The organism is Dactylosporangium cerinum, from assembly GCF_042653625.1.
Lineage (GTDB): Bacteria > Actinomycetota > Actinomycetes > Mycobacteriales > Micromonosporaceae > Dactylosporangium > Dactylosporangium cerinum.
The window spans coordinates 13,730-39,015 of record NZ_JBHSIU010000003.1 but is presented as its reverse complement, the minus strand read 5'-3'; the positions used below and the strand labels follow the sequence as shown (position 1 = coordinate 39,015).

Here is a 25,286-nt window from a genome sequence, read left to right as displayed (position 1 = left end):
GTTCCCTACTTGCCCGCGAACGCGTTGTTCATCAACGTGTTCGCCTCGTCGGTCGCCTGGTCGACGGTTGCCTTGCCGGTGATGACCTTCTGGAGCATGGTGATGACGACCTTCTGCGAGTCGATCGTCGTCCATGCCGGGTCGGCAGGCACGAACCGGGTGCCCGCGGCGATGGTGTCGATGAACGGCTTGAGGAACGGGTCCTTCGCGACCACCTCGGCCCGGGCGGACGTCATCGTCGGCAGGTTGCCGAGCGCGTCGTACAACTTCAGCTGGTACTTCTTGCTGGCCAGCAGCTCCGCGAACTGCACCGCCAGGGTGCGGTGCTTCGTCGAGCGCATGATGCCGAGGTTGTTGCCGCCGGCGAAGGCGGGCGCGACCGATCCCGGCTTGGCGCCCGGCAGCGGCACGACGGCGTACTTGCCCTTGGCCGGGCCGGCGTCGATGGCGCTGCGGTTGAAGTTGCCGATGATGCCCATGCCCGCGGTGCCGGCGGCGAAGGTGGAGACGGTCTTGCCGCCGGTCAGGTCGACGCACTGCTGCGCCGGGCAGATGTCGGCGGCGAAGAGGTCGGTGTAGGCCTTGACGCCGGCCTTCGAGGCGGGCGAGTTGATCGTCGCGGTATAGGTGGGGCCGGACCTGGTGGCGAGGTCGCCGCCGGCGTCCCAGACGAACGGCATGGCACCGAAGACGTACTGCCCGCCGACGGTGATGCCGACCATGTCGGGGTGCGCCGCACGGATCCGCCGGGCGGCGGTGACCAGTTCCGCATACGAGGTCGGCGGGGTGAGACCGAGCGCGGTGAAGAGGTCGGTGCGGTAGTAGAGTGCCCGCACCCCGACCCACCACGGCAGCCCGTAGACCTTGTCGCCGACGGTCACCGTCTTGACGAGGTCGGCCGGCAGCTCACCCTTGGCCTCCCAGGCGTCGAGGTCTTTGGTGACGTCGGCCATCCCACCGGCGGCGACGTAGCCGGCGAGGTCGGTGCTGCCGAACTCGGTGACGTCGGGGGCGCTGGCGGGGTCGTTGAAGGCGCCCTTGAACTTGGCGGCGCGGGCCGCCGCGTCGGTGGCGAGGTAGCTGACGTCGACGGTGACGCCCTTGTGCGCGGCCGTGAACTCGGCCACGGCCTCCTTGACGAGCGCCTCCTTCGGCGCCCGGCCGGCCTCGTCGAAGAGCCAGACCCGCAGGGTGCCGGTCTGTTCGTCGCCGGTGTCGGTGGGCTGTGCGGTCGAGGGCGCGCACGCGCCGAGTGCGAGCGCGGCGGCCAGGAGCGGAGCGCTGACGAGCATGAGTGTTCGTCTCACAGGAGGCACCTCTCGCGAAGCGTATTAACGGACCACGTTCGGAAATGGTTCGTTGTTGGGGGTTGCTTCATCCTGCGCGCCGGACCCGCCCCGGTCAAGGGTCAGAAGTAGGTGTCGATGAGGTCGGTGACCGCGTAGTCGTCCTCGATCACGGGGATGACCCGCCACTTGTCGAAGGCGGTGCACGGGTGGGAGATGCCGAAGCAGACCAGGTCACCCGGGCGCAGCCGGACCCCGGCGCCGAGCCCGAGATACGTGTGGTGGTCATTGAGCCGGCGCACCTCGATGCCCCGCGCCGCCTCCACCGTGCCGTCCCGGCGCCGCACGCTCCTCGGCACCGGCAGCCCCTCGTCGTACGGGGCCTCACGTTTACCCAGGCCCACGATCGCGAGGCCCTCCTCCGGCGTGGAGATCACCTGGGCCCAGAGCTCCAGGGCGGGATCCAGCGAGCCCTCCTCGGGGATCCGCCGGAACGGCGTCCAGCCGCGGTAGATCCCGTCGTCGTGCGACACGTACGCACCGCTGCGCAGCACCGTCCGCAATGCCCGTCCGGGGAGCCACGCGCCACCGAGGTGCACCGGCACCAGGTCGAAGTAGCGGCTGCCACCCGCGGTGACGGTCACGTCGGCACCCAGCAGCCCCTCCGCCGCCAGCTCCAGGGTCGCCGAGCGTACCGAGGCGAGGTACGCCCCAGCATCCTCCACTGTGGACAATCCACCTTCATATCCCGCCACCCCGGCCAGTTCCACGCCCGGCGCGGCCACGGCGGCACGGGCCACCGCGGCGAGCTCGGAGACGGTGCGGCACCCGGTGCGGCCGTTGCCGTGGCCCAGCTCGACCAGCACCCGCAGCGTCCCGCGCCCCGCGGCGGCCGAGGCGACCGCGTCCACACCGTCCACCGAGTCGACGTAGCACAGGAACTCGAAGTCGGGCCCGACCTCTTCGGCCAGCCAGCGCAACGGTGCCCGGTCGAGCAGTTCGTTGGCGAGCAGCACCCGCGGCACGCCGAGGCGCCGCATGGCGAGCACCTGGTTGGCGGTCGCCGCGCTGATCCCCCATGCCCCGGCGCGCAGCTGCGCGGCGAACAGCGACGGCGCCATCGTCGCCTTCCCGTGCGGCGCGAACGCCAGGCCATGGCGGGCGCAGAACGCGGCGAGGGTGTCGATGTTGTGCTGCAGGGCGGCACGGCGGGCGACCATGACCGGCCACGTGAAGGCGCCGTCGAACAGGTCGTGCCGGGCGACCGCGAACTCCTCCCGCGTCCGCGCCCCGTCCGGCTGCCAGAACCCCTTCGTGCGCCAGTCGACGCCGGTCACGGCCGGCTGAGAACGGCGTCGACCTCGATGTCGAAGCCGTCGAGGGCGACCGGGATCGTCGTGCGGGCCGGCAGGTTCGCGGTGCCGAAGAACTCGACGTAGATCTCGTTCAGCTCCGGGAAGTCGGCCATGTCGCGCAGGTACACGCCGACCCGCACGGCGTGGGTCAGGTCGGTGCCGGCGGCCTCGGCGACCCGGGCGAGGTTGGTGAAGGCGGCCCGCGCCTGCTCGGCGAAGGAGCCCCGCACCCAGGTGCCGTCCGGCCGCACCGGGCACGCGCCGGCGAGGAACACCAGGCCCCCGGCGATGACCGCCTGCGAGTAGGGGCCGCCGGGCGGTGCGGCGAGATCGGTGGAGACCACGTGCTTGGTCATGTTCACGATGTCCTTTCGTCGTCAGGTGTACGAGCCGGGCGCGGAAACTGCTCGCTCAGCCCTTCCGCCGCCACGAGCGGCGCGGTGAGCAGGTCGCGGACGCTGCCGGTCCGGCGGCGCACCGCGGAGCGCTGCGTGTCGGTCAGCGGCACCCACGGCCGGGGCTCCGCCGGCAGTGCCGGTGGCAGTAGCCGGCCGCCCACGTAGGTCGCCTCGTTGACGAGCCGCTGCAGGGCCGTGCGGCGCTGCTCGTGCGAGTCGACCACCTCGAACGGGCCGTCCCGCACCGTGAAGACGGCGATGTCCGCCGGTGCGCCGACGGCGAGGGTGCCGGCGCCGCCGGGCAGGTCCAATGCCCGCGCCGGACGCACGGTGGCGGCCGCGACCACGTCGGGCAGCGGCAGCCCCACCGCGAGGAGCTTCGTCATCGTGGTCGGCAGGTCGAACACCGGCCCGTACAGGCATCGCGCGTGCAGGTCCGAGGAGATGGTGTGCGGCACCAGCCCCGCCTCCAGCTGCGCCTCGAGCACGTCGAACGCGAAGCCGCCGGAGCCGTGGCCGAGGTCGAACAGCACACCCGCCGCGTACGCCTCGCGCAGCGCCGGCTCGACCCCACCCCTGCCCACGACGCCCTCGGCGATGCCGCTGGCGCAGTGCGTCAGGATGTCGCCGGCGCGCAGCAGGGGCAGCATTGCATCGACGGTCGGCGGTGCGACGCCGACGTGCACCATCACCGGCACGCCGGTGGCCCCCGCGACCTCCACCGCGCGGCGCAACGGCTCTAGGCCGTGCCGGCCGACGGTGTGCCGATCCATCCGGACCTTCACACCGGCGACGAGGTCGCGGTTCGCGACGATGGTGGCGATCGCCAGGTCGACGTCGCAGTTGGCGAGGTCACGACTCTCCCCCGTGGCCCCGGTGAGGCCGACCGCGGAGATGTTGAGCAGCACCGGCACGCGGACCCGGAACCCCGCGGCGGCGGCGCGCAGCGCGTCGAGCGTGTACGCCCCGGCCGAACCGGCGTCGACCCAGGTGGTGACGCCGGTGTACCAGGCGACCGGGTCGGGGGCGATCCCCCAGTAGGTCGCGGCGGGGTGCACGTGGGTGTGCAGGTCGATCAGGCCGGGAACGACGAGCTTGCCGCTGACGTCGACGACCTCGCGGGCGTCCGCGTGTGGCAGGCCCGCACCGACCGCCGCCACCCGGCCATCGCGCACGGCCACGTCGAGCCGCCCTGCGGGGCCGCCGCCGGCGTCAATGACGTCACCGCCGGCCAGCAGCAGATCGTAGGACATGATCCTCCCGTTGCTCGTCTTGCGCTTTTGTTCTGCCGTTCTTCGTCCTGGCGGGCTGCCGCCGGGGGCGTCAGCCGGTCTCCGCACCGCGGATCGCCTCGGCGATGGTCAGCCGGTACAGCCGCGTCGGCCGGCCCTTGCGGTGGACCTGGGCGCTGCCCTCGTCGCTGACCAGACCGGACTCGCTCAGCTTGCGGATCAGCCGGCGGCCGCTGGGCTCGGTGATGCCCAGCGACTTGGCGAGGTCACTCGGTGAGATCGGCCGGCCCTCCAGGCCGCCCTCGAGCGCGGCGAGCCGCGACAGGGTCGCCGCGCTCAGACCTGCGCCGCGGGACAGGTGCTCGATGCTCGCGCCGTGCTCGCGGTAGGTGAAGGTGAGCGGCGACCCGCCCGAGCTCAGCGGACCGATGATGACCCCGCTGTCCTCGATGAGGTACGCGCTGGGCCGCTCCTCCTGCTCGGCCCGCGCCGCGGCACGCTCGGCCAGCAGCACCGACGTGCGCGCCGAGGCGCCGACCCCGAACCCGGCGGCGACGCGGATGCCCAGCGTCTCCTGCGCCTGGGCGAGCGCGGGCAGCGACACCCAGTTATGGGTCACCCGCTCGAACAGCGCCTGGTGCGCGAACACCACGACGCCGCGCCGGTCCCGGTTCTCGATCCACGCGTCGGCGAACTCCGGGGTGTTGACGAGCAGGTTCATCACGCCGACCCGGGCCCGGTCGAGGTCGGCCGCCGCGTCGCGGTTGACCACCACGAAGACGCCGGCGGCGAACCGCAGCGCGGCCGCTCGCCTCGACTGGATGCGCAGCGCGAGCTCGTGCAGCTGGGCCCGGATGGTGGCCGCGCCCGGAACGCCGCTGACCACCGGCACATCCGCGGACAGCCGCGCGGTGACGGCCGTGCGGAGGCTGATGACGTACTGACCGCCGAACCGCTCCAGGTGACGCCGGTGGAACTCAACGATCTCCTCGACGCTCTGCGCCGGGTCGTAGGGCAGGCAGGCCACCTGGTCCGGGTCCAGGTCGAGCGCGCGGACGACCTCGTCGACGGTCTCCTGGTCGAACGTGTCGATGCTGACCGGGGTCGCCGCCCGGCCGCGGCCCAGCGCCCGGCAGAACGCCAGCGAAAGGTCCAGGCCGGCGGAGCGGACCACCGCCACGGACAGGTCGTCGGGCAGGAGGTCACGGCACTTCGCGTACGGCACCGGTCCGAGCATCAGCCCGTCCAGGTGACCGCGGGCCAGCAGGTCCTCGATGCCGGGCCGGATGCCCGCCTCGTGCTCATAGGTGACCCACGCGATGCTCACGCCGGCGAGGGTGCGGGCGGCGTCCTCGAAGACGGCCCGGTGACTCGCGTGCAGCACGAGCCCGATCACGATCGGCATGACACCCCATTGCGAACCAGGTTCTGAAGTAGTTCGTTGATGGTCGCACATGAGTCACCACCGGACAAGCACGCGCCGCGCGGGCTCCTTTCGCGCACGACTCGCCGGACGTTCACGATCCCTACAGGCGCGTTCCATCCCGTTCCATCGCGTCGCGCCCCGCACGACGCACGCGGACGGGCCCGGTGCCCACTGGGGACACCGGGCCCGGCCGTGTGCGGTCAGGGCGCCCAGAAGTTGCCGCTGGCGACGATCATCACCTGCAACTGGATGCTCGTCGAGTAGTAGTCGTTGCTGGTGAACGAGGTGTTGACCATCTTGGTCCACAGCGCGTCCAGCCAGGCCTGGCCGCCGGGGTCGGTGAGCGCCGCCACCGCGAAGGGTGCGAAGAACGCCGGCTCGCTGCCCGACGAGATCGCCGATCCGCTCAGCGAGTAACCGACCGCGATGCTGTTCGGGTTGCCGCCGGTCTTGCCGCGCACCCAGGTGTTGAGCTTGCGGGCGGAGGCGAGCGACGCGGCGTCGCCGCTGGTCACCGCGTCCGCGCCGATCCGCCATGGGGTGCGGCACGAGTTCCAGAAGTACTTGCCGTCGTTCGGGTCCTCGAGCACCTCGCCGGGCGCGGGCTTCGGTGTGGTGTTGGTGTTCACCACGAAGTCCGGCAACAGCCCGGTGCCCGACGCGTACTGGGCCTGCAGGTTGGTGATGAGGTTCTGGTGCGCGGTGCGGATCGTGTCCCACGCCGTGTCGCCCGTGGCAGCCCTGAACGCGCGGATGTGGTCGATCATGAAGTCGGACGGCCGGGTGGTCCAGTAGAGGCTGTCGCCCGGGGTGCTCCAGTCGCCGAGGAGCAGCAGGTGCGTCGTGGGGTTGACCTCGTTGGCCTTGATCGCGTTGATGTGCCTGATGGCCAGTTGCTTGTAGTTGTACGTTCCGGCGCTGCCCCACTGCTTGTCGGCGAGCAGCAGCCCATACGCGACGTCGAGGTCACCGTCGGTGGCCGAGTCAGAACCGTTGACGCTCTTGCAGGCCGTGTCCTGCTCGGCCGCCAGCAGATCCGGATTGTTGACGGAGGGATGCGCCAGCATGTACTTGACCATCCCGTCGAACACGGTCTTCGCGTTCGCGTCGGCGCCGGCCATGGTGGCCACGATCACCATGCCGTAGCCCTGCGCCTCGGCGACGTACGGGTGATCGGCGTCCGGTGAGATGACCTCGTACCAGCCGTTGCCGCAGTTCTGCTTGACGAACGCGGCCTTCCACTTGTTGTAGTAGGTGACGACGGCCTGGTCCAGGGTCGACTGTGAGCCGGTCGGCTTCAGCGTGCCGGCCCGGTACGGGAAGAGGTGGCTGCCGAAGGGCACCGCCGGTCCGGTCGGCGGGGTGGTGCCCGCGTCGACGCTGAGCCAGTCGACGTTGGGACCGCCGTTCGCCGTCGTGGCCGTCGCCCGGATCGTGTTGGTCCCGGCGTTCAGGGTCGCCGTGATCGTCTTGCTCTGCCAGGTGTCCCAGTTCGTGGTGCTGCCGAACGCCGTGGCCGCCGCGACGACCGTGCCGTTGACGGCGATGTCCATCGGCCGGTTGGTGGTGGTGCCGTTGGCGTAGCGCAGGACGATCGTGGCGGCACCGGCCGCGGCGGCGGTCACCGACCACTGCACCGACGAGCCGACGACGTTGTCGTAGTTGACGAATCCGGTTCCGCTGAATCCGGTGTGGTTCGACTCGACCACACCTTGCGAGATCGTGGCCGATTCCGCCTCGTAGCGGGTCGCGGCCGCTGCCGCCGGCGTCGCCGGCGACGTCAGCGCCGCCACGACCCCGAGCACCACTACCGGCAGACCGAGCTGCTTGCGTCTCATGGGCTTCCCTTCTCAGCCGGTGTACTGGACGAAGATCTTGGTGTACGCGTATGCCGCCTGCGAGACACCGCTGCACGAATCGGCGTCGGAGCCGCTGCCACAGGCCCGGTCGCGGTTGACCGACCAGAACGTCAGGCGCGCCAAGTGGTGCTGTTGTGCGTACGCCAGGATCGTCTGGAAGTCGGCGAGCGTGACCGTCTCGTCGGACTCGTCGGTCACGCCGTTCATCGACGAGATGCCGATCCTCGTGTAGGCCACCGCGTCGCTGTAGCCGTAGGCGTTCTTGACGGCGTTCTTCAGGCCGTTGGCGGCGCTGACCGACGCGGCGCCCATCGTGCCGCTGTGCCCGCCGAAGTCGAACGGCATGATGGTCCAGCCGTCGTTGCTCAGGCCGGCCGCCGCGCCCTTGTTGATGAGATCGATGCCGTCGGAGTCCGGCCCGGTCGGGGTCGTGCCGAACGTGACGAACGTCTTGATGCCTGGGTTGTTCGTCTTGATGGTCTTCAGTGCGGAGATGACCCGCTGCCGGACGGTGGCGTTGGAGAACTCGGTCGCCTCGATGTCGATGTCGATCGCCTTGAGCCCATAGGCGTTGATGACCTTCTGGTACGCGCCGGCGAGCGCGGATGCCGACGAGCACTTCTCGCCGAGCTTGTTGCCGCTCCAGCCGCCGAAGGAGACGATGACGTCCCCGCCAGCGCCGCGGATGGCGTTGATCTTCGCCTGATCGTCGCCGCCGGTCAGCGGCCGCGAGCCGTCCCACAGCGGGTTGCATCCGCCGTCGGAGAGCATGAAGGCGAGCGTGAAGAACTTGATGCCGGTCGCCGACATCACCGACGTCGGGCTCTGTGGGTTGCCCCAGCCGAAGTACTCGTACGGCGCGACCGCCATGCTCGGGCCGGTGGTGCCGCCCTCGACGACGGTGAGCTTGTCGACGTTCGGGCCGCCGCCGGCCGTGGTCGCGGTGGCCCGCACCGTGTTGGCGCCGGCGTTCAGCGTCGCGGTGAGCGACGTCTCCTGCCACGTGGTCCAGGCGCCGGTGCCGTTGAACGCGACGCCGGACGCGACGGTCGTGCCGTTCACCGCGATGTCCATCGGGCGGTTGGTGACCGTGCCGTTGGCGAATCTGATGCTGAGCGTCGCGCTGCCGGTCGCCGCGGCGGTCACCGACCACTGCACGGACGAGCCGGTGGCGTTGTCGTAGTTGACGAATCCGGTGCCGGTGTAGCCGGCGTGGTTGGACTCCACCACACCATTCGTGATCGTCGCGTTCTCCGCCTGGTAGGCGGTGGTCGTGGCGGCCTGGGCGACACCGGTCGGCAGGCCGATCGCCGCCAGTGCCGCCACTACGCCCGCCGCCAGCGCGGCGCGCCGTCTGTTGAGTCGCATCGTTCCTCCGGGAGGGCTAGGTGATCGTGATGCGGAAGATCTGGTCGGAACCGGCGGCGGCACCGCCGTTGTTGTCGCAGTTGGTCGTCGACAGCCACAGCTGGTCGGCGCCTGGCACCTTGACGACCGTGCGCAGCCGCCCGTACGTGCCGACGTAGTACGACGTCGGCGTGCCGGTGTTCTCGGCGTCGAGCAACGGGATGCGCCACAGCCGCTCGCCGCGCAGCGCCGCCATGTACACGACGTCGCGGACGATCGCGATCGCGCTCGGCGAGGCGGTGCTCACCGACCACTGCCGCTTCGGGTTCTCCATGCCCGAGACGCTGCAGGTGCCCTCACACGTCGGCCAGCCGTAGTTGCGGCCCGCCTTGATGAGGTTGAGCTCGTCGAACTGGCTGTTGCCGAACTCGGCCTCCCACAGCCGGCCCTGGGAGTCCCAGGCGAGGCCCTGCGGGTTGCGGTGGCCGTAGCTGTACACGAGGGTGCCGAACGGGTTGCCGGGCGCCGCGGTGCCGTCGGTCTTCATCCGCAGGATCTTGCCGTTGAGCGAGCTCTTGTCCTGGGCAAGGTTGGGCGTCTGCGCCTCGCCGGTGGTCGCGTACAGGTAGCCGTCGGGGCCGAACGCCAGGCGGCCGCCGTTGTGGTAGCGGTTCTTCATGATGCCGGTGACCAGCGACGTGTACGCCGTGAGCGTCGTGCCGTTGTAGGTCATCCGGGCGATGCGGTTGCCTTCCGCGGCGGTGTGCATGAAGTACACGAAATGGTTGGTGGTCCAGGCCGGGTCGGCCGCGACGCCGAGCAGGCCGCCCTCGCCGTTGGTGGTGACCGTGTTCGGCACGGTGCCGACCTGCGTCCGCGTCCCACCCAGGGTGACCTTGAAGACCTTGAACGAGTCGCGCTCGGTGGCGATGGCGGTCTGGCCGTCGGGCATCCAGGCGATGCCCCACGGGATCGTCCAGCCGGTGGAGACGGTGGTGATGCCGGACGGCACGCCACCGCTGCACGCGGTGGTGGTGATCGTCCGGGCGTTGCTCGGAGCGGAGACGTTGCCGGCCGCGTCCCGCGCGACGACCGTCAGCGTGTAGGTGGTGCTGCAGGCCAGCCCGGTGACCGTTGTCGAGGTCACGTTGCCGGCCGACTTGAGGACCGAGCCGCCGCCCATCACGTCGTATCCGGTCACGCCGACGTTGTCCGTCGACGCCGTCCATGACGTGTCGACGGTGCTGCCGGCGACATTCGCGGTGGCGAAGCCGGACGGCGCGGTCGGCGCCTGCGTGTCGGTGCTGGCGAGGGTCCGGCAGATCGCCTGGGCGCTGCTCGTCGACACGTTGCCCGCGGCGTCGCGGCCGAAGACCGACAGACGGTACTCGAAGTTGGGCTGCAGCCCGGTCAGGGCCTTCGCGGTGACGTTCCCGGCGGCCTCGCTGATCTTGTTGCCGTCGTGGTAGATGTCGTACGCGACGACGCCGACGTTGTCCGTCGAGGCACCCCACGACAGGTTGATGCTGTTCTCGGTGATGGTGCCGCAGACGGGCTGTCCGGGCGCGGTCGGCGGCGCGGTATCGCCGGGGACGCCGGTGCTGAGCCGGTCGACGTTGGGTCCGCCGTTGGCGGTCGTCGCGATGGCCCGGATGCGATTGGTACCGGCGGAGAGGCCGACCGTGAGCGTCACCGTCTGCCAGGTGTCCCAGTTGCCGGTGCTGGGGAACGACAGGGCACTGCGTACAAGGGTGCCGTTGACCGTCACGTCCATCGGCCGGTCGACGCTGGCGCCGTTAGCGACACCGTTGGCGTACCGGATGGCGACGCTGACGTTGCCGGCGGTGGCGGCCGGGATCGACCACTCGACGTAGCTGCCGATGACGTTGTCGTAGTTCACGAAGCCGGTGCCGGTGAACCCGGTGTGGTTCGCCTCGACCGCGCCCTGCGAGACGGTCGCGTTCTCCGCCTGGTAGTCCGAGGTCGGCGGCACGACGTCGACGTCAATCCGGTCGACGTTGGGCCCGCCGTTCGCGGTCGTCGCGACGGCGCGGATCCGGTTCGTGCCGGCGTTCACCGCGGCGGTGATCGTCTTGGTCTGCCACGTGTCCCAGTTGCCGGTGCCCGGGAACGACAGCGAGGCGGTGACCACCGTGCCGTTGACGCTGATGTCCATCGGCCGGTCGGTGGTGGTGCCGTTGGCGAACCGCAGCCCGATCGACGCGGTGCCCGCCGTGGCGGCGTTGACGGTCCATTCGACGGCGCTGCCGGTCGCGTTGTCGTAGTTGACGAACCCGGCCCCGGTGAAGCCTGTGTGGTTCGATTCCACGGCGCCGCCGGAGATCGTGGCGCTCTCGGCCTCATACCGGATCGCGGCGGCCTGCGCGGGTTTCGCCAGCGGGAGGATCGCGGCCACCACTGCTGCCGCCATCAGGGAGGTGATCCAGCGTCTTGCCTTTCGTGGTCCTCCGGAACTCATCGAGCCTCCAAGCCTGAGAAGCCTGAATTGTTAGGCAAGTTGCCTGACAGTTGCTAGGATGGGACCACCGCATCGACGGAGCTGTCAAGCGTTTACGAGCATCAATCTCACGCGTCGGCAGACCGGCGCGCACCGATACGCCGCACTGCGCGCGGCCCGCCCTTGCGCGGGGTGACGGTCGCGTCCTAGCCCGTCGGAGATCAATTAGGGCGTGTCTCAGATGGTGAGGCCGTGGCCTGGGGCATGATCTTCGATTCGTGACCGATGTGGTTGAGGACATGATCCGGACTGGGCGCCGGAAGGGTTGTGGAATGTGGCGCAACCGATGATCCGGTACCGCCGCCGCGGCCGCAGGGTGGCGGGAAACGGCGGGCAGATGACCGGGCAGTGCTGGCCGCGCTGCTGTACATGGTCCAGGCGGGCTGTTCGTGGCGGAAGCTGCCGGTGGCGTTCTTCGGCGTCTCCCGGCCCACGGTGCGACCGGCGCGGGATCCCGCTCAGCGCACGAGGCTGCCCCCGCGGCCGGCCGGGTTGACCCAGATGGCCGGGTCGTCGGCGTTGGCGTCGCCGCCGGCCTCGTCGTCGTAGAGCGCCGGCGTCTCCACGGTGGCGCGGAAGGCGTCGATGCCGTGGGCGGCCGCCGCGGTCGGCAGGATGAGCACGCCGGCGGACACGGTGGTTGCGATCAATGCTGTGGTCATCATCCGTCGCATGAACCGACACCGTGAAAGGCCGGCGAGCGCACGGTGCTCGCGCACCGCTCACGGAAACGACGGGTGAACTCGACGCTCAGTCGCAGCCGAGTGTCCGCTTCGTGCGTGGCCAGGCCTCTACCCGGTGGGAGTCCGGGTAGACCACGTAGGCCAGGTCGTCGGAGTTGCTCGGCGCCAACCACAGTTGTTGCCCGTCCGGCCCGGTGTAATCGGTGGTGCGGGCGTCAGCCGGCAGTTCGGTGCGTGGGGCGTAGGTAGCGCGTACCTCCGCGCTGAGCCGTCCCTGAGGTTCCCTGACGTACTGCAGGTTGGCCGCATCGCCGGTCTGCCCGGGCAGCGGCCACTTGACGTGCAGAAAGGTCACGTCCTGCCACCCGCAGTGCGCCGAACCCGCGTAGGACTCGACGGCCTTGTCCTGGTCGGCGCCACTGCTCCAGTAAACGACGTCAGCGGCGCCCGAACCGCAGGCCGCGGCGACGAGGACGCCGCCGATCAGCGCGCAGAGCACGGCCCACCTGGATCGGGAGCCGACCACTTCTTGCGCCCCCTTCACCGGTGAGCCGCCAAGTCGTCCCTGACTCGCCTACCCGCTACTTGTGACCCGCTTATCAAGCTGGGTTGTGCGCGAGGTTCAGCGCATGGCCGAGCTCGTGCACCACGACGCTGGTCACGAAATTGCTGAAATTGCTGGCGTCCCGGTGGAGCTGGACAGCGAGTCCTTGTAGAAATACGCCGGAGCAGCTACCGCACCCGCCCGCACGGCTGCGCGCCCGCCGCGGAACCCGCCCCCGCCAGCTCCTGCCAGGTCGTCGCCCACCTCGGCCGCAAACCAGCGCCCCGACCAGCCTCGACATCGCCCGCTGAGGCACTGGGCAAAGCGGCCTGCCGAGCGGACCGGGCCGTCGAGCCGGTTCGACGGCCACCGAGGCGAACCCACCCGATCAGGCGGCGAGCGCCACCGGCACCGGCGAAAGGTCGAGCCGCACAGCCGCGCCCGGCGTCAGCTCGGCCAGCCGGGCGCTGGAGACCTGCGCGGTGACCAGCACGTCGCCTGGCATGGCGACGGTGACCCGGCTCGTGGGTCCGAGGAAGCTCGCCGAGAGGATCCGGCCGGTGCCCTCCGCATCGGCGACGACGTCGACGGACTCGGGACGCACGAGCGCGGTCACCGGCGCGGTCCGGTCGGCCGGTGCCGCGGTCGGATCGATCAGCGGCAGTGCAACGCCGAGCACCTCGACGGTGCCGGCCGAGAGGCGGCCCGGCAGGCGGTTGCTCAACCCGACGAAGTTGGCCACGAAGGCGGACGCGGGTCGCTGGTAGACCTCGGCCGGCGGGGCCAGTTGTTCCAGCCGGCCGTCGCGCATGACGCCGACCCGGTCGCCGAGCGCCAGCGCCTCCTCCTGGTCGTGGGTGACGAACAGCGTCGTGGTGCCGACCTCGATCTGGATGCGGCGGATCTCGTCGCGGAGCTGGACGCGCACCTTCGCGTCGAGCGCCGACAGCGGCTCGTCGAGCAGCAGCACCTGCGGGCGGATCGCCAGGGCGCGGGCCAGCGCCACGCGCTGCTGCTGGCCGCCGGAGAGCTGATGCGGGTACCGGTCGGCGTGTGTGCTGATGCCGACCAGCTCCAGCATCTCCGCGGCGGTGCGGCGGCGCTCGGCGGCCGGGCGGCCGCGCAGCTGCAGGCCGAACTCGACGTTCTGCAGTGCGGTCAGGTGCGGGAAGAGGCTGTACGCCTGGAAGACCATGCCCATGTCCCGCCGGTTGGCCGGCAGCATCGTGATGTCCTTGCCGCCGACCAGCACCGAGCCGGAGTCCGCGTCCTCCAGCCCGGCCAGCACCCGAAGCGCGGTGGTCTTGCCGCAGCCCGACGGTCCGAGCAGCGCGATCAGTTCGCCCGGTGCGATGTCGAGGTCGAGTCCGTCGAGTGCCTGCACGCCGCCGAACCGCCGGCGCAGTCCGGCCAGCCGCACCGCGACGCTCCGCTCGCCGCTCACGACGTCACCTCCGCTTCGCTCCGGCGCCGCCGCGAGCCACCACTGTCATACCGTGAGCGGCCCAAGCCGCTCCGCTGCCCGCTCACAACGCCACCTCCGCTTCGCTCCGGCGCCGCCGCGAGCCACCACTGTCATACCGTGAGCGGCCCAAGCCGCTCCGCTGCCCGCTCACAACGCCACCTCCGGCGTCACGGCGGGCTCACTGCTCGTACTCACGGTTGGCTCCTTTGAACGGTTGCGTCGCCGGCCTCTGACGGCACCGACGAATGACAGCAGAAACAGCAGCACGAAGGCCAGGATCAGCGCGGCGAGGGAGACCGCGACCGACATGGTCGCGCTGCTCTTGCCGAGCAGTTCGATCGCGACCTGCAGGTTGGTGCGGCTGAGCAGGGACGCGAGGGTGAACTCGCCGAGCACCAGCGCGACGGACAGGAACGCGGCGGACAGCACGGCGGACTGGATGTTGGGCAGCACCACCCGCCAGATCACGGTGGCCCAGCCCGCACCGAGGGAACGGGCCGCTTCGGCGAGCGTGCGCACGTCGATCGCCGACAGCCCGGCGTCGATGGCCCGATAGGCGTATGGGAGCACGAGGACGGTGTAGGCGAAGGTCAGTGTCAGCGACGAGCCGCCCAGGAAGTACGTCACCCACGCGTACACCGGCGCCAGCCCGACGACCAGCACGATCGCCGGGATGGTCAGCGGCAGCAGGCACAGGAACTCGATCGTGCGGCGCAGCCGGGGCAGCCGCAGGCGAACCCAGATCACGGTGGGGACCAGGAGCACGAGCATCAGTACCGTGGTCAGCAGGGCGAGGCCGAACGAGGTCGTGATGCCGGCCGACAGGTCGGGGTAGGTCTCGCTCAAGCGCGGCCAGTCGACGAGCAGGCGCCACGTGTCGAACGACAGCTTGCCTCCGGCGCCGCGGGTGGTGAACTCCAGCATGGCCAGCAGCGGCAGCGCGAAGAACAGCCCGAGCAGCCCGACGACGACCCATCGGAAGACCCGCTGCCGCCGGGCGCGACGGCGGCGCAGGCCGCCTCGCCGGGCCGGCGCGTCCGCCCGGGTCAGCCCAGCCATCGCGAGGTCCTCCGCTGCAGCAGCGCGTAGAGCCACATCACGATCGCGACGACCACGATCATGCCGAGTGCCATCGCCTTGCCGAGGTTGGCCCGTCCGAGGACCACCTCGCTGGTGATCGTCCCTCGGATCTGCAGTGGCACGATGGGGTTGCCCTGGCTGACCAGCGCCGCCGCGGTGGCGTACGCCGAGAACGCGTTGGCGAATAGCAGCAGGGTCGAGCCGAGGAACGCGGGGGCCAGCAGCGGCACCGCCACCCGGCGCCAGTACTGCCACGTCGAGCCGCCCAGGCTCTCGGTGGCCTCACGCCACTGTGGACGGATGCCGTCGAGGGCCGGCAGGAACACGATGACCATGAGCGGGATCTGGAAGTAGGTGTACACGAGGATCAGGCCGGGCAGCTCGAACAGCCAGACGCCGCCGGCGTAGATGTCGGCGCCGAGATGGTCGCGCAGGAACACCGTGACGAAGCCGCTGAGTCCGATCGTGGCGATGAAGGCGAAGGCGAGGGTGACCCCGCCGAACTGCGCCAGCACCCCGGCGGCGGCGGTCACCGCGCGGCGCAGCAGCCCGCGTGGCTTCGCCGTGACGAGCGCGTAGGCGAGCAGCGCGCCGAGCACCGCGCCGAGCAGGGCGGTGGCGGCCGACAGCACGATGCTGCGCATGAACGCGTCGAAGATGTATCCGTCGGTCAGCCCTGCCAGGTTGTCCAGCGTCGGGCGGTTGTCGTCACCGGCGAACGCACCGATCGCCACGACGAGGGTGGGGATCGCGAGGAACACCGCGACGAACGCGAAGAACGGCGCGACGCCGAACAGGTCAAGGCCGCGGCGCAGGCTTCGCCGGCCGCGGGCTCGGACCCCGGGCGCGGGCGCCGCGGGGTCCGAGCGTTGTTGGACGGTGCTCATGCCGACGGTCAGCTGACCGTCTTGGCCCAGTTGGCGGCCAGGTAGTCCTTGGCCTTCTGGGTCTGCGCGTCGGTGAGGAACGCCGGCGTTCCGGTGACGGGCGGCAGCGACGCGTACGCCGCCTTGTCGAGCGTGCCTGCCTTGTCCATCGCGTCGGCGCGCACGGGCCGCGCGCCGCCCTTCAGCCAGAGGTTCTGCCCGGCGTCGGAGTACAGGAACTCCTGCCACAGCCGGGCCGCGGCCGGGTGCGGCGCGTCCTTGCTGATGGCCTGCACGTAGTAGGAACCCACCACGGCGTTGGCCGGCACGACCGTCTTCCAGTCGAGCTTGCCCTTGAGCTTCGTGCCCTGCGCGACGTTGAGGTAGTCCCAGTCGATGACGACCGGGGTCTGACCGGACTCGATCGTGGCCGGTGTCGGGTCGACGGGCAGGAAGTTGCCCGCCTTCTTGAGCTGGCCGAAGAAGTCGACGCCCTTGGCGACGTCGTCGGCGGAGCCACCGTTGCCCAGGGCCGCCATGACGACGCCGCTGAAGGCGGCGCCGGCCTGCGTCGGGTCGCCGTTGAGTGCGACCTTGCCCTTGAACTCCGGCTTGAGCAGGTCGGCGACCGAGGTCGGCGCCGGCACCTTGCCCGCGTCGTAGCCGATGGACATGTAGCCGCCGTAGTCGTTGATCCAGGCGCCGCCCGCCTCCTTGAGCGCGTCGGGCACCTCGGCCCAGGTGGCGACCTTGTACGGGGCGAACATCGCCACGTTCGCCAGCGCCACGGCGCCGCCCAGGTCGAACACGTCCGGCGCGTTGCCCTGGCCCTTCAGCCGGGTCGCGGCGTTGATCTCATCCTGGCTGGAGGCGTCCGGCTGCGCGGAGTTGACCTTGAGGCCGTACTTCGCCTCGAACGCCTTGATGATCTCGCCGTAGTTGGCCCAGTCCGGCGGCAGCGCAATGACGTTGAGCTGGCCTTCCTTCTTCGCGGCCGCGACGAGCTGGTCGATGCCGCCCAGGTCGGCGGCGCTGACCGCCGTCGCGGCGTTGCTCGACGATGCCGGGCTTTCCTTCTCCGGCGGCGAGCACGCAGCGACGGAGACGGCCAGGAGCGAGGTCGCCACGAGTGCGCCCGCGCGGGCAAATCGGGTGTGCATAGGAGCCTCCTTCAAGCGGCCGGGCATGGAGCCGCCCGGCCGGACGTGATCATTGCCCATCCGGGCAGGACATTCGGTAGCCATTCGATGGCCTGTGGATGACGATCATGGGTGCGGCCTGTCCGCGGCCCCGTGCTGGTAGAACTCGACGTCGGCGGGCGTGAGCGGGGTGTTACCGAGGATGAGATCGGCGCTCTTCTCGGCGAGCATCATCACCGGTGCGTAGATGTTGCCGTTGGTGACGTACGGCATGACCGAGGCGTCGACCACGCGCAGGCCGTCGACGCCGTGCACCCTCAGGCTCGACGGGTCGACGACCGCCGACTCGTCGGTGCCCATCCGGCACGAGCACGACGGGTGCAGCGCCGTCTCCGCTTCCCGGCCGATCCAGTCCAGGATCTGCTCGTCGGTCTCCACGCCGGGCCCGGGCGAGAGCTCTCCCCCGTCGTACCCCTGCAGCGCCGGCTGTCCGAGGATGTGCCGCGACACGCGGATCGCCTCGACCCATTCCCGCCGGTCCTTCTCCGTGGACAGGTAGTTGAAGCGCAGCGCCGGCGGCACCTGCGGATCGGCGCTCGTGATCTTGACCGAGCCCACCGCGTCGGAGTACATCGGGCCGACGTGCACCTGGTAGCCGTGGCCGCCGGCGGGGGCGGAGCCGTCGTAGCGCACCGCGAGCGGCAGGAAGTGGAACATGAGGTTCGGGTAGGCGACCTCCTCGTTGCCGCGGACGAATCCGCCGCCCTCGAAGTGGTTCGTCGCGCCGGGGCCCGCGCGCAGGAACAGCCAGCGGAAGCCGATCCACGGGTAGCGCCACTTCTGCAGGTTCGGCTGCATCGAGACGGGAGAAGTGCAGGCGTGCTGGACGTAGACCTCCAGGTGGTCCTGGAGGTTCTCGCCGACGCCCGGCACATGCGCGACCGCGTCGATGCCGAGCACGGCCAGCTCCGCGGCGTTGCCGACGCCCGACAGCTGCAGCAGCTGCGGCGAGTTGATGGCGCCGCCGCACAGGATGACCTCGCCGGCGCGGACCTGCCGGAGCGTGCCGCCGTGGCGGTATTCGACGCCGACGGCGCGGGTGCCCTCGAACAGCACCCGCGTCACGAACGCCCGCGTGCGCACCCGCAGATTCGCTCGGCGCATCACCGGGCGCAGGTAGGCGCGCGCCGCGGAGAGCCTCCGTCCACGGTGGACGTTGCGGTCGAACGGCGCGAACCCTTCCTGCCGGTAGCCGTTGACGTCGTCGGTGAGCGGGTAGCCGGCTTCCTGCACGGCGGCGAAGAAGGCCTGGAACAGTGGGTTGCCGGCCGGTCCGCGTTCCAGCACGAGCGGGCCGTCGTGGCCGCGGAACGCGTCGTCCGGTGCGGCGGCGAGGCAGTTCTCGATCCGCTGGAAGTAGGGCAGGCAGTGCGCGTAGTCCCAGGCCGACATGCCGGGATCGGCGGCCCACCGCGCATAATCCAGGGGGTTGCCACGCTGGAAGATCATGCCGTTGATGCTGCTCGATCCGCCGAGCACCTTGCCGCGGGCGTGGTAGATCCGGCGGCCGTGCAGGTGTGGTTCCGGCTCCGAGGTGTACCGCCAGTCGTAGAAGCGGCTGCCGATCGGGAACGTCAGCGCCGCCGGCATGTGGACGAACACGTCCCACGGGTAGTCGGACCGGCCGGCCTCCAGGACCAGTACCCGGTGCGCGGGGTCGGCGGAGAGCCGGTTGGCCAGCACGCTGCCGGCCGATCCGCCGCCCACGATGACGAAGTCGACGTCGGTCATCGCACGCCCAACCGACTGGTGATCCAGGCGTGGAAGTCGCCGATGTGATGCTCGTTGGGGACCAGCACGCCGCCCCGCGCGTACATGCGGGAGCTCATCGCCGGCTGGCACCGCTCGCAGGCCTCGAAGTCCTGCAGGTTGACGCGGTGGAACAGCTCGACCGAACGTTCGATGTCCTTGCCGGACCCCACGACGTCCGGCAGGTAGAGCCAGTCGCACTCCACGACGGTGTGGTCGGCGGCGAGCGGGAACATCCGGTGCAGGATCACGTGGTCGGGCACCAGGTTGAGGAACACCTGCGGCCGGATGGTGGCCGCGTAGTAGCGGCGGTCCTGCTCCGGCGCGATGCCCGGGATACGGTCGAGCCCGGGCGAGCCGTCGACGGTGAACCCCTCGATGTCGGCGCCGAACTGCGCGCCGTGCCCGACGTAGTACTGCGCCGCGTAGCCGTCGGCGAACTCGGGGAGCACCTCGACGAGTTCCGGGTGGATGGTCGCGCAGTGGTAGCACTCCATGAAGTTCTCGACGATGAGCTTCCAGTTCGCCTTGACGTCGTAGACGATCCGGCGGCCGAGGGCCAGCTGCTCGATGCCGTATCGCTCGATGGCGGCCGGGTCGCCGAGGCGCTCGGTCACCGCGCCGATGACCTGCTCCTCGAACGACGGTGGCGCGTCGGCGAGGCACAGCCACACGTACCCGAGCCATTCGCGGACGTGGACCGGCACCAGGCCGTAGGCGTCGCGGTCGATGTCGGCCATCTTCGTCAGGTTCGGGGCCGCGATCAGGCGGCCGCCGAGGTCGTAGGTCCACGCATGGTAGTAGCACCGGAACGCCCGCTGCACCGTGCCGCTCGGTTCCGTGCACAGCCGGGCGCCACGATGCCGGCAGACGTTGAAGTACGCCCGCACGGACTGATCGCGGGCCCGGGTGACCAGGATGCCCTCCCGGCCGACCTGGACGGTCCGGAACGCACCCGGCGCGGCCAGCTCGTCGGATCTGGCCGCGCAGAACCACATCGCCTCGAAGATGCGCTCCTGCTCCTGGGCGAACACCTGCGGGTCGGTGTACGCGTTGCCCGGCAGCGTTGCGATGAGACTGGGTGGCAGGCTGAGGGTCACGGCGCCTCCAAGGGCAGTGGGGCAGCGAGCCGGCGTCGCCAACGGGAGAAGGCCGGCGTGCGGTTCATGCCGAGGACGGCGACCGGGCGCCCTGCGCGCCGGTACACCGCCAGGAAGCTGCGGCCGGCCACGTCGCCGTCCTCGATGCTGACGTCGTCGCCGGCGAGCGCGTGTCCGGCGAACTGGATCCGGGCGCCGTACTGGTCGGACCAGAAGTACGCGGGCGCCGGGGTGGGTGGTGCCGCGCCGAGCAGCGTCGCCGCGGCCGTCCTGGCCCGCTCGCGCGCCGAGGTCCAGTGCTCGGTGCGGTGGTGGGCACCCAGGTCCGGGTCGTACCAGCTGGCGCAGTCGCCGACCGCCACGACGCCGGGCGCGCTGGTCGCGCCGTGCGCGTCGCAGCGCACGCCTCCCTCGACGGTCAGGCCGGAGCCGGCCAGCCAGTCGACCGCCGGGCGGCTACCGACGCCGACGAGCACCACGTCGGCGGGCAGGTGCCGGCCGTCGCGCAGGCTCACACCCTCCACGCGCCCGGTACCGCCGACGGTGACGCGATCCACGCCGACGCCGCAGATCAGCGTTGTCCCGTGCTCGGCGTGCAGGGCCGCGACCGCCGCGCCCATCGCGACGCCGAGCGGGCCGGCCAGCGGCGTCGGCAGCGCCTCCACCACGGTGACATCCACGCCCATCGCGCGGGCGGTCGAGGCGACCTCGGCGCCGATGAAGCCGGCACCGACGATGACGAGGCGGCGCGCCGTCGCCAGTTCGGCGCGCAGTGCCCGGGCGTCCTCGAGCGTCCGCAGCGTGTGCACGCCCGGCGGCCGACCGGTCCGGGGGTGGCCCGGCAGTTCGCGCGCGACGGCGCCGGTGGCCAGGACGATGCCGTCGGCGCGCAGCGTGGCGCCGCCGTCGAGGTGGACGGTCCGCGACGCCGGGTCGAGTCCGGTCGCCGTCCGCCCGAGCAGCCAGCGCGCCGAGAGGTCCTCGCCGTCGCTCTCCAGAGTCAGGTCCTCCTCCGTGTACCGCCCGGCCAGGAACTCCTTGGACAGCGGCGGCCGGTCGTAGGGGCGGTGCGCCTCGGCGCCGACGAGCACGAGCTCGCCGTCGAAGCCGTACGCGCGCAGGGCGCGGGCGGTGCACAGGCCCGCCAGGGAGGCGCCGACGATGACGACCCGCTTCATGGCGCGCTCACCGACGGCGTCACGTAGACGGTGCCCTCGACCACGTCCACCCGGTGCGTGCGCACCGGCCGTTTCGCCGGCGGCGCGTCGACCCGGCCGGTCCGCAGGTCGAACCGCGAGGCGTGCAGCGGGCACTCGACCTCGCACCCCTCCAGCCAGCCGTCGGTGAGGGACGCGTCCTGGTGGGTGCACGTGTCGTCGATCGCGTACACGTCGCCGTCCTCCGTGCGGAACACCGCGATCGGCGGGTCGACGTCGAGCCGCCGGGCCTCGCCGGGCGCCAGCTGCGCGAGGGCGCACACCGCGATCATGCCGGTACCCCCGCCGCCGTCACATACTCGACCATTGCGTCGAGCAGCCAGCGGGCCAGGTAGTCGGCGAACGAGGCGCGCACGAACACGTGGTAGCGGTCCGGGCCGGGCCGGTGCAGCACGACCTGCGCCTTGGCCAGGTTGGTCTGCGCGCACCCGCCGACGATGAACACTCCCGGGTGCAGGTCCAGCGAACAGCCGTGGGCGAGCACGTCGCGCGCCCGCGGTCCGGTGAGCTGCAGCACGGTACGCGCCGCGGAAACATCGACGACCGAGCAGTGCTCGTCGCGCAGTTCGCTGCGCAGCAACGGTTCCAGCGACTCGCCGGGCTCGTCGACCAGCAGGTGCCAACCCGGGCCGAGCCAGAGCAGGGTGCGCGTCGCGGCAACGGCGGCCAGCCGGGTCGCGGCGGCACCACCCGGCTCGACGCGCACCTCCAGCTGTTGCAGGAACGCCAGTTCCTGCAGGTGCACCGTCGCCGCGCTGCCGGTCGCGGCCAGTTCGCCCGCGAGGTGCTCCAGCGGGCTGCGGCGCGGATGCGGTCCACTGTGGACGTCAACCGTCACGGTGCGCGCCTTCCTTGTCGTAGAACACCGGCTCGACCACCACGACCGGATGGGTCTGCCCGTCCGACACCGCGAACAGGGTCTCGCCCCGCCGGTCGAGCCCGCCGGCGAGCAGGCCGAGCGCGAACGTCCGGCCCAGCGCGGCGCTGCGGTAGCTGGAGGTGACGTGCCCGAGCATCGCCGCCGGTATCGGTGGCGGGATGCCCGCCACCAGTTGTGCGCCCTCGGCGATGACGGTGTCCGGGTCGGCCGGGAGCAGCCCGACGAGCTGCTTGCGGCCGGCGCGGGCGGTGTCGGCGCGCTGGAACGAACGCTCGCCGATGAAGTGCTTCGCCGTCGACACCGCCCAGCGCTGGCCGGCGTCGGCCGGGGTGACGGTGCCGTCGGTGTCCTGCCCGACGATGATGAACCCCTTCTCGGCGCGCAGGACGTGCATCGCCTCGGTGCCGTACGGGGTGATGCCGTACGGCATCCCGGCCGCGTGCACCGCCTCCCACAGCGCGAGGCCGTGCCACGCCGGCACGTTGATCTCGTAGCTGAGCTCGCCGGTGAAGCTGATGCGGAAGATCCTCGCCGGGATGCCACCGTCCGCGGTCCGCAGCGTCGCTTCCCGCACCGTCATGAACGGGAACGTCTCGGCCGAGACGTCGAGGTCGGGCGCGAGGACCCGCACGACGTCGCGGGCGCGCGGCCCGACGACCGCCACCGCCGCCCACTGGTCGGTGACCGAGGTGGCGTGCACGCGCAGGTCCGGCCACTCGGTCTGCAGCCACTCGTCGAGCCAGTCGAGCACCGCGGCCGCGTTGCCGGTGGTGGTGGTCAGGTGGTACCGGTCCGGGGTGAGCCGGGCGGTCACCCCGTCGTCGAAGATCATCCCGTCCGGCCGGCACATCACGCCGTACCGGCAATGGCCGACGGCGAGCGAGGAGAACCGGTTGGTGTAGATCCGATCCAGCAGCACCCCGACGTCGGGGCCCTGCAGGTCGATCTTCCCGAGCGTGCTGACGTCCATCATCGCCACGCCCTCGCGAGCGGCGCGGCACTCGCGCAGCACCGCGGCGTCGGGATCCTCGTCGGGCCGCGGGTAGCACCAGGGGCGCTTCCACTGCCCGACGTCCTCGAAGACCGCGCCGTTCGCCTCGTGCCATTCGTGGATCGGGGTCCGGCGCACCGGGTCGAGCAGTTGGCCGCGGTCCCGGCCGGCGAGCAGTGCGAACGAGATCGGTGTGGCCGGTGGCCGGTGGGTGGTGGTGCCGAGCTCGCCGACCGGCCGGCCGAGGGTGGCGGCGAGCACGCCGGCGCCCGCCACGCCCGAGGTCCGGCCCTGGTCGGCGCCGGTGCCGATGGTGGTGTACCGCTTGACGTGCTCGCTGGAGCTCATCCCTGCGCCGACGGCCCGGCGCAGGTCGCGCAGGGTCGCGTCGCGGTGCGCGTCGACGAAGACCTGGTCCTCGCGACCGGCCCCGGGCTCGACCAGCCACAGCGTGGCCGGCCCGGTGCCCGGCGCCACCGGCCGCGCACGCGGGCGCGTCGGCGCCTCGTGACCGGCGGCCTGGTGACCGGCGGCCTGGTGACCGGCGGCCTCGCCCTCGGCGATCGCCTCGGCCAGGTCGAACGTGCCGTTGGCCGCGCCGACCGGGCGGTGCCCGTCGACGGCCGCGCCGGGCACGAACGCCGCCACGGCGTCGGACCAGGAGGTGCGCCCGCCGGCCTGGCTGTACAGGTGCACGTTGGGATTCCAGCCGCCGGACACCGCGAGGAGGTCGCACTCGATCCGCCGCGCCGGGCCGGACGGCGAGCCGTGCACGTCGATGGGCGCCACGTGTGCCGCGGTGAGCACGCCGCCCGCATCGCCGTGCGTGCCGGTGACGCCGTGCCCGGTCCAGACCGGCACTCCCCTGCCCCGCAGCGCCTCGATGAGCGGCCCCTGTGCGCCGGCGCGCGCATCGAGGACACCGGTCAGCTCCACGCCCAGGTCGAGCAGGTCCAGCGCGTCGCGCAGCGCGCGGTCGTGGGCGCCGAACACGATCGCGCGCTGGCCGGTGCGCACCCCGTAGCGCCAGGCGTACCCGGCGGCGGCTCCGGCGAGCATGACACCGGGCCGGTCCCCGCCGGCAAAGAGGATCGGACGCTCGTGCGCGCCGGTGGCCAGGATGACGCGCCGCGCGCGGATGTGCCAGAGCCGTTGCCGCGCCACGTGCGCCGGTGCCGCGCCGCCGAGGTGCTCGGTGCGCCGCTGCACCGCGACGAGGAAGTTGTGGTCGTACGAGCCGGTGACGGCCGTCCGGTTGAGCACGCGCACCTCGGGCAGCGCGGCCAGCTCGGCGGCCATCGCCGGCACCCGGTCCAGTGCCGGCGAGGGCCGCTCGGCCAGCAGCGCACCGCCGAGCTCCGGTTGTTCGTCGGCGAGCAGGACGCGGGCGCCGGTCCGGCCGGCGGCGAGCGCGGCGGCCAGCCCGGCCGGGCCGCCACCGACGACGAGCACGTCGACGTGGATCCAGGTCTTGTCGTACCGCGAGGGGTCCGGAGTGTCCGGCAGCTCGCCCTTGCCGGCGAGCGACCGGGCGGTCAGGCCGTCGTAGACCTCCAGCGTGGTCGCACGGACCATCGGTTCGCCCGGACCGCTGTCGACCTGGACGAACGCGTGCGGCTCGGCCGGGCCGAGGTCGGCGACGCCGCGCGGGCGACCCGTGTACGGGCCGCGCGCGACGATCCGCACGCCGTTGGCCAGCAGCGCCGAGGCGAGGGTGTCGCCGGGGTGCGCCGGGTACTCCCGGCCGTCGAACCGCAGCGTGACGGCGCGGGTCCGGTCGACGCGACCACCGACCGGCAACCGGAACTGCCCCGCTGTCATCGCCCGTCTCCGGTGGCAGGACCGGCGGGCTGGATCTCGTTCGAGACGGTGTGCCGCACGACGGTGAACCAGCGGCGGCATCCGGCCGTGTGGCACCACCGCTCGGCGAAGAATCCCTTGGGGTTGTCCCGCATGAAGACGTACTCGGCCCACCGGGTGTCCGGCAGCGCCATCGGGTCCGGCGGGTAGGCGACGCCGGCCTGCCCGCCGTAGCGGAACTCGGTCTCGTCGCGGTGTCCGCACCAGGGGCACGGAATGGACAGCATCTCG

At 71.5% G+C, this 25,286-nt stretch carries 22 protein-coding genes; 1 reads left to right on the top strand and 21 read right to left on the bottom strand.

Going from position 1 to position 25,286, the window contains the following annotated elements:
- Positions 1-5 precede the first annotated feature (5 nt).
- The 8 genes from ACFPIJ_RS00660 to ACFPIJ_RS00625 form a co-directional block, all read right to left on the bottom strand.
- On the bottom strand, positions 6-1,307 hold the full coding sequence (locus tag ACFPIJ_RS00660; protein WP_380112538.1) for an extracellular solute-binding protein: 1,302 nt from the start codon (positions 1,305-1,307) through the stop codon (positions 6-8).
- Between the two features lie 101 nt (positions 1,308-1,408).
- Positions 1,409-2,623: an alanine racemase gene (locus ACFPIJ_RS00655; RefSeq protein WP_380112537.1), complete on the bottom strand. Its 1,215-nt coding sequence runs from the start codon at positions 2,621-2,623 to the stop codon at positions 1,409-1,411.
- A complete protein-coding gene (locus tag ACFPIJ_RS00650) occupies positions 2,620-2,997 on the bottom strand; it encodes a RidA family protein (RefSeq protein ID WP_380112536.1) in 378 nt (125 codons plus the stop codon). Before ACFPIJ_RS00650 ends, ACFPIJ_RS00655 begins: the two co-directional genes overlap by 4 nt.
- A gap of 2 nt (positions 2,998-2,999) precedes the next feature.
- Positions 3,000-4,292 carry an amidohydrolase/deacetylase family metallohydrolase gene (locus ACFPIJ_RS00645; RefSeq protein ID WP_380112535.1) on the bottom strand — a complete coding sequence of 431 codons (1,293 nt, stop codon included), beginning with the start codon at positions 4,290-4,292 and terminating at the stop codon, positions 3,000-3,002.
- Positions 4,293-4,362: 70 nt separating this feature from the next.
- Positions 4,363-5,676, bottom strand: coding sequence for a helix-turn-helix domain-containing protein (locus tag ACFPIJ_RS00640; RefSeq protein WP_380112534.1), 1,314 nt, complete (start codon positions 5,674-5,676; stop codon positions 4,363-4,365).
- Positions 5,677-5,897: 221 nt separating this feature from the next.
- Positions 5,898-7,535 carry a glycosyl hydrolase family 8 gene (locus ACFPIJ_RS00635; RefSeq protein WP_380112533.1) on the bottom strand — a complete coding sequence of 546 codons (1,638 nt, stop codon included), beginning with the start codon at positions 7,533-7,535 and terminating at the stop codon, positions 5,898-5,900.
- Positions 7,536-7,547: 12 nt separating this feature from the next.
- A complete protein-coding gene (locus ACFPIJ_RS00630; RefSeq protein WP_380112532.1) occupies positions 7,548-8,924 on the bottom strand; it encodes a carbohydrate-binding protein in 1,377 nt (458 codons plus the stop codon).
- 16 nt (positions 8,925-8,940) lie between these two features.
- The gene (locus ACFPIJ_RS00625) at positions 8,941-11,334 is read right to left on the bottom strand and encodes a PQQ-dependent sugar dehydrogenase (RefSeq protein ID WP_380112531.1); all 2,394 of its coding nucleotides are present in this window, start codon (positions 11,332-11,334) and stop codon (positions 8,941-8,943) included.
- Positions 11,335-11,688: 354 nt separating this feature from the next.
- On the opposite strand from ACFPIJ_RS00625, the gene ACFPIJ_RS00620 reads away from it, so the two are divergent.
- A complete protein-coding gene (locus ACFPIJ_RS00620; protein WP_380112530.1) occupies positions 11,689-11,970 on the top strand; it encodes a transposase in 282 nt (93 codons plus the stop codon).
- Here the strand turns inward: ACFPIJ_RS00620 and ACFPIJ_RS00615 are convergent.
- The 13 genes from ACFPIJ_RS00615 to ACFPIJ_RS00555 form a co-directional block, all read right to left on the bottom strand.
- On the bottom strand, positions 11,880-12,095 hold the full coding sequence (locus ACFPIJ_RS00615) for a hypothetical protein (RefSeq protein WP_380112583.1): 216 nt from the start codon (positions 12,093-12,095) through the stop codon (positions 11,880-11,882). The genes ACFPIJ_RS00620 and ACFPIJ_RS00615 overlap by 91 nt on opposite strands.
- Before the next feature lie 76 nt (positions 12,096-12,171).
- Positions 12,172-12,603, bottom strand: coding sequence for a hypothetical protein (locus ACFPIJ_RS00610; RefSeq protein ID WP_380112529.1), 432 nt, complete (start codon positions 12,601-12,603; stop codon positions 12,172-12,174).
- 433 nt (positions 12,604-13,036) lie between these two features.
- Entirely contained in the window at positions 13,037-14,092 is a 1,056-nt protein-coding gene (locus tag ACFPIJ_RS00605) for an ABC transporter ATP-binding protein (RefSeq protein ID WP_380112528.1), read from the bottom strand.
- A 168-nt stretch (positions 14,093-14,260) separates the two neighbouring features.
- Positions 14,261-15,172, bottom strand: a complete 912-nt coding sequence (locus ACFPIJ_RS00600; protein WP_380112527.1) for an ABC transporter permease — start codon at positions 15,170-15,172, stop codon at positions 14,261-14,263.
- Positions 15,160-16,080, bottom strand: a complete 921-nt coding sequence (locus ACFPIJ_RS00595; RefSeq protein WP_380112526.1) for an ABC transporter permease — start codon at positions 16,078-16,080, stop codon at positions 15,160-15,162. The genes ACFPIJ_RS00600 and ACFPIJ_RS00595 overlap by 13 nt, the downstream gene beginning before the upstream one ends.
- An 8-nt stretch (positions 16,081-16,088) precedes the next feature.
- Positions 16,089-17,219, bottom strand: coding sequence for an ABC transporter substrate-binding protein (locus ACFPIJ_RS00590; protein WP_380112525.1), 1,131 nt, complete (start codon positions 17,217-17,219; stop codon positions 16,089-16,091).
- 105 nt (positions 17,220-17,324) lie between these two features.
- Entirely contained in the window at positions 17,325-18,989 is a 1,665-nt protein-coding gene (gene betA / locus ACFPIJ_RS00585) for a choline dehydrogenase (RefSeq protein WP_380112524.1), read from the bottom strand.
- Positions 18,986-20,107 (bottom strand): aromatic ring-hydroxylating oxygenase subunit alpha, encoded by a 1,122-nt coding sequence (locus ACFPIJ_RS00580; RefSeq protein ID WP_380112523.1) that lies wholly within the window; start codon positions 20,105-20,107, stop codon positions 18,986-18,988. The genes betA and ACFPIJ_RS00580 overlap by 4 nt, the downstream gene beginning before the upstream one ends.
- Positions 20,104-21,285, bottom strand: coding sequence for an NAD(P)/FAD-dependent oxidoreductase (locus ACFPIJ_RS00575; RefSeq protein ID WP_380112522.1), 1,182 nt, complete (start codon positions 21,283-21,285; stop codon positions 20,104-20,106). The genes ACFPIJ_RS00580 and ACFPIJ_RS00575 overlap by 4 nt, the downstream gene beginning before the upstream one ends.
- Positions 21,282-21,596, bottom strand: coding sequence for a bifunctional 3-phenylpropionate/cinnamic acid dioxygenase ferredoxin subunit (locus ACFPIJ_RS00570; RefSeq protein WP_380112521.1), 315 nt, complete (start codon positions 21,594-21,596; stop codon positions 21,282-21,284). The genes ACFPIJ_RS00575 and ACFPIJ_RS00570 overlap by 4 nt, the downstream gene beginning before the upstream one ends.
- Positions 21,593-22,162 (bottom strand): sarcosine oxidase subunit gamma, encoded by a 570-nt coding sequence (locus ACFPIJ_RS00565; RefSeq protein WP_380112520.1) that lies wholly within the window; start codon positions 22,160-22,162, stop codon positions 21,593-21,595. The genes ACFPIJ_RS00570 and ACFPIJ_RS00565 overlap by 4 nt, the downstream gene beginning before the upstream one ends.
- A complete protein-coding gene (locus tag ACFPIJ_RS00560) occupies positions 22,152-25,016 on the bottom strand; it encodes a 2Fe-2S iron-sulfur cluster-binding protein (protein ID WP_380112519.1) in 2,865 nt (954 codons plus the stop codon). Before ACFPIJ_RS00560 ends, ACFPIJ_RS00565 begins: the two co-directional genes overlap by 11 nt.
- Positions 25,013-25,282 carry a sarcosine oxidase subunit delta gene (locus ACFPIJ_RS00555; protein WP_380112518.1) on the bottom strand — a complete coding sequence of 90 codons (270 nt, stop codon included), beginning with the start codon at positions 25,280-25,282 and terminating at the stop codon, positions 25,013-25,015. Before ACFPIJ_RS00555 ends, ACFPIJ_RS00560 begins: the two co-directional genes overlap by 4 nt.
- Between the last annotated feature and the right edge of the window lie 4 nt (positions 25,283-25,286).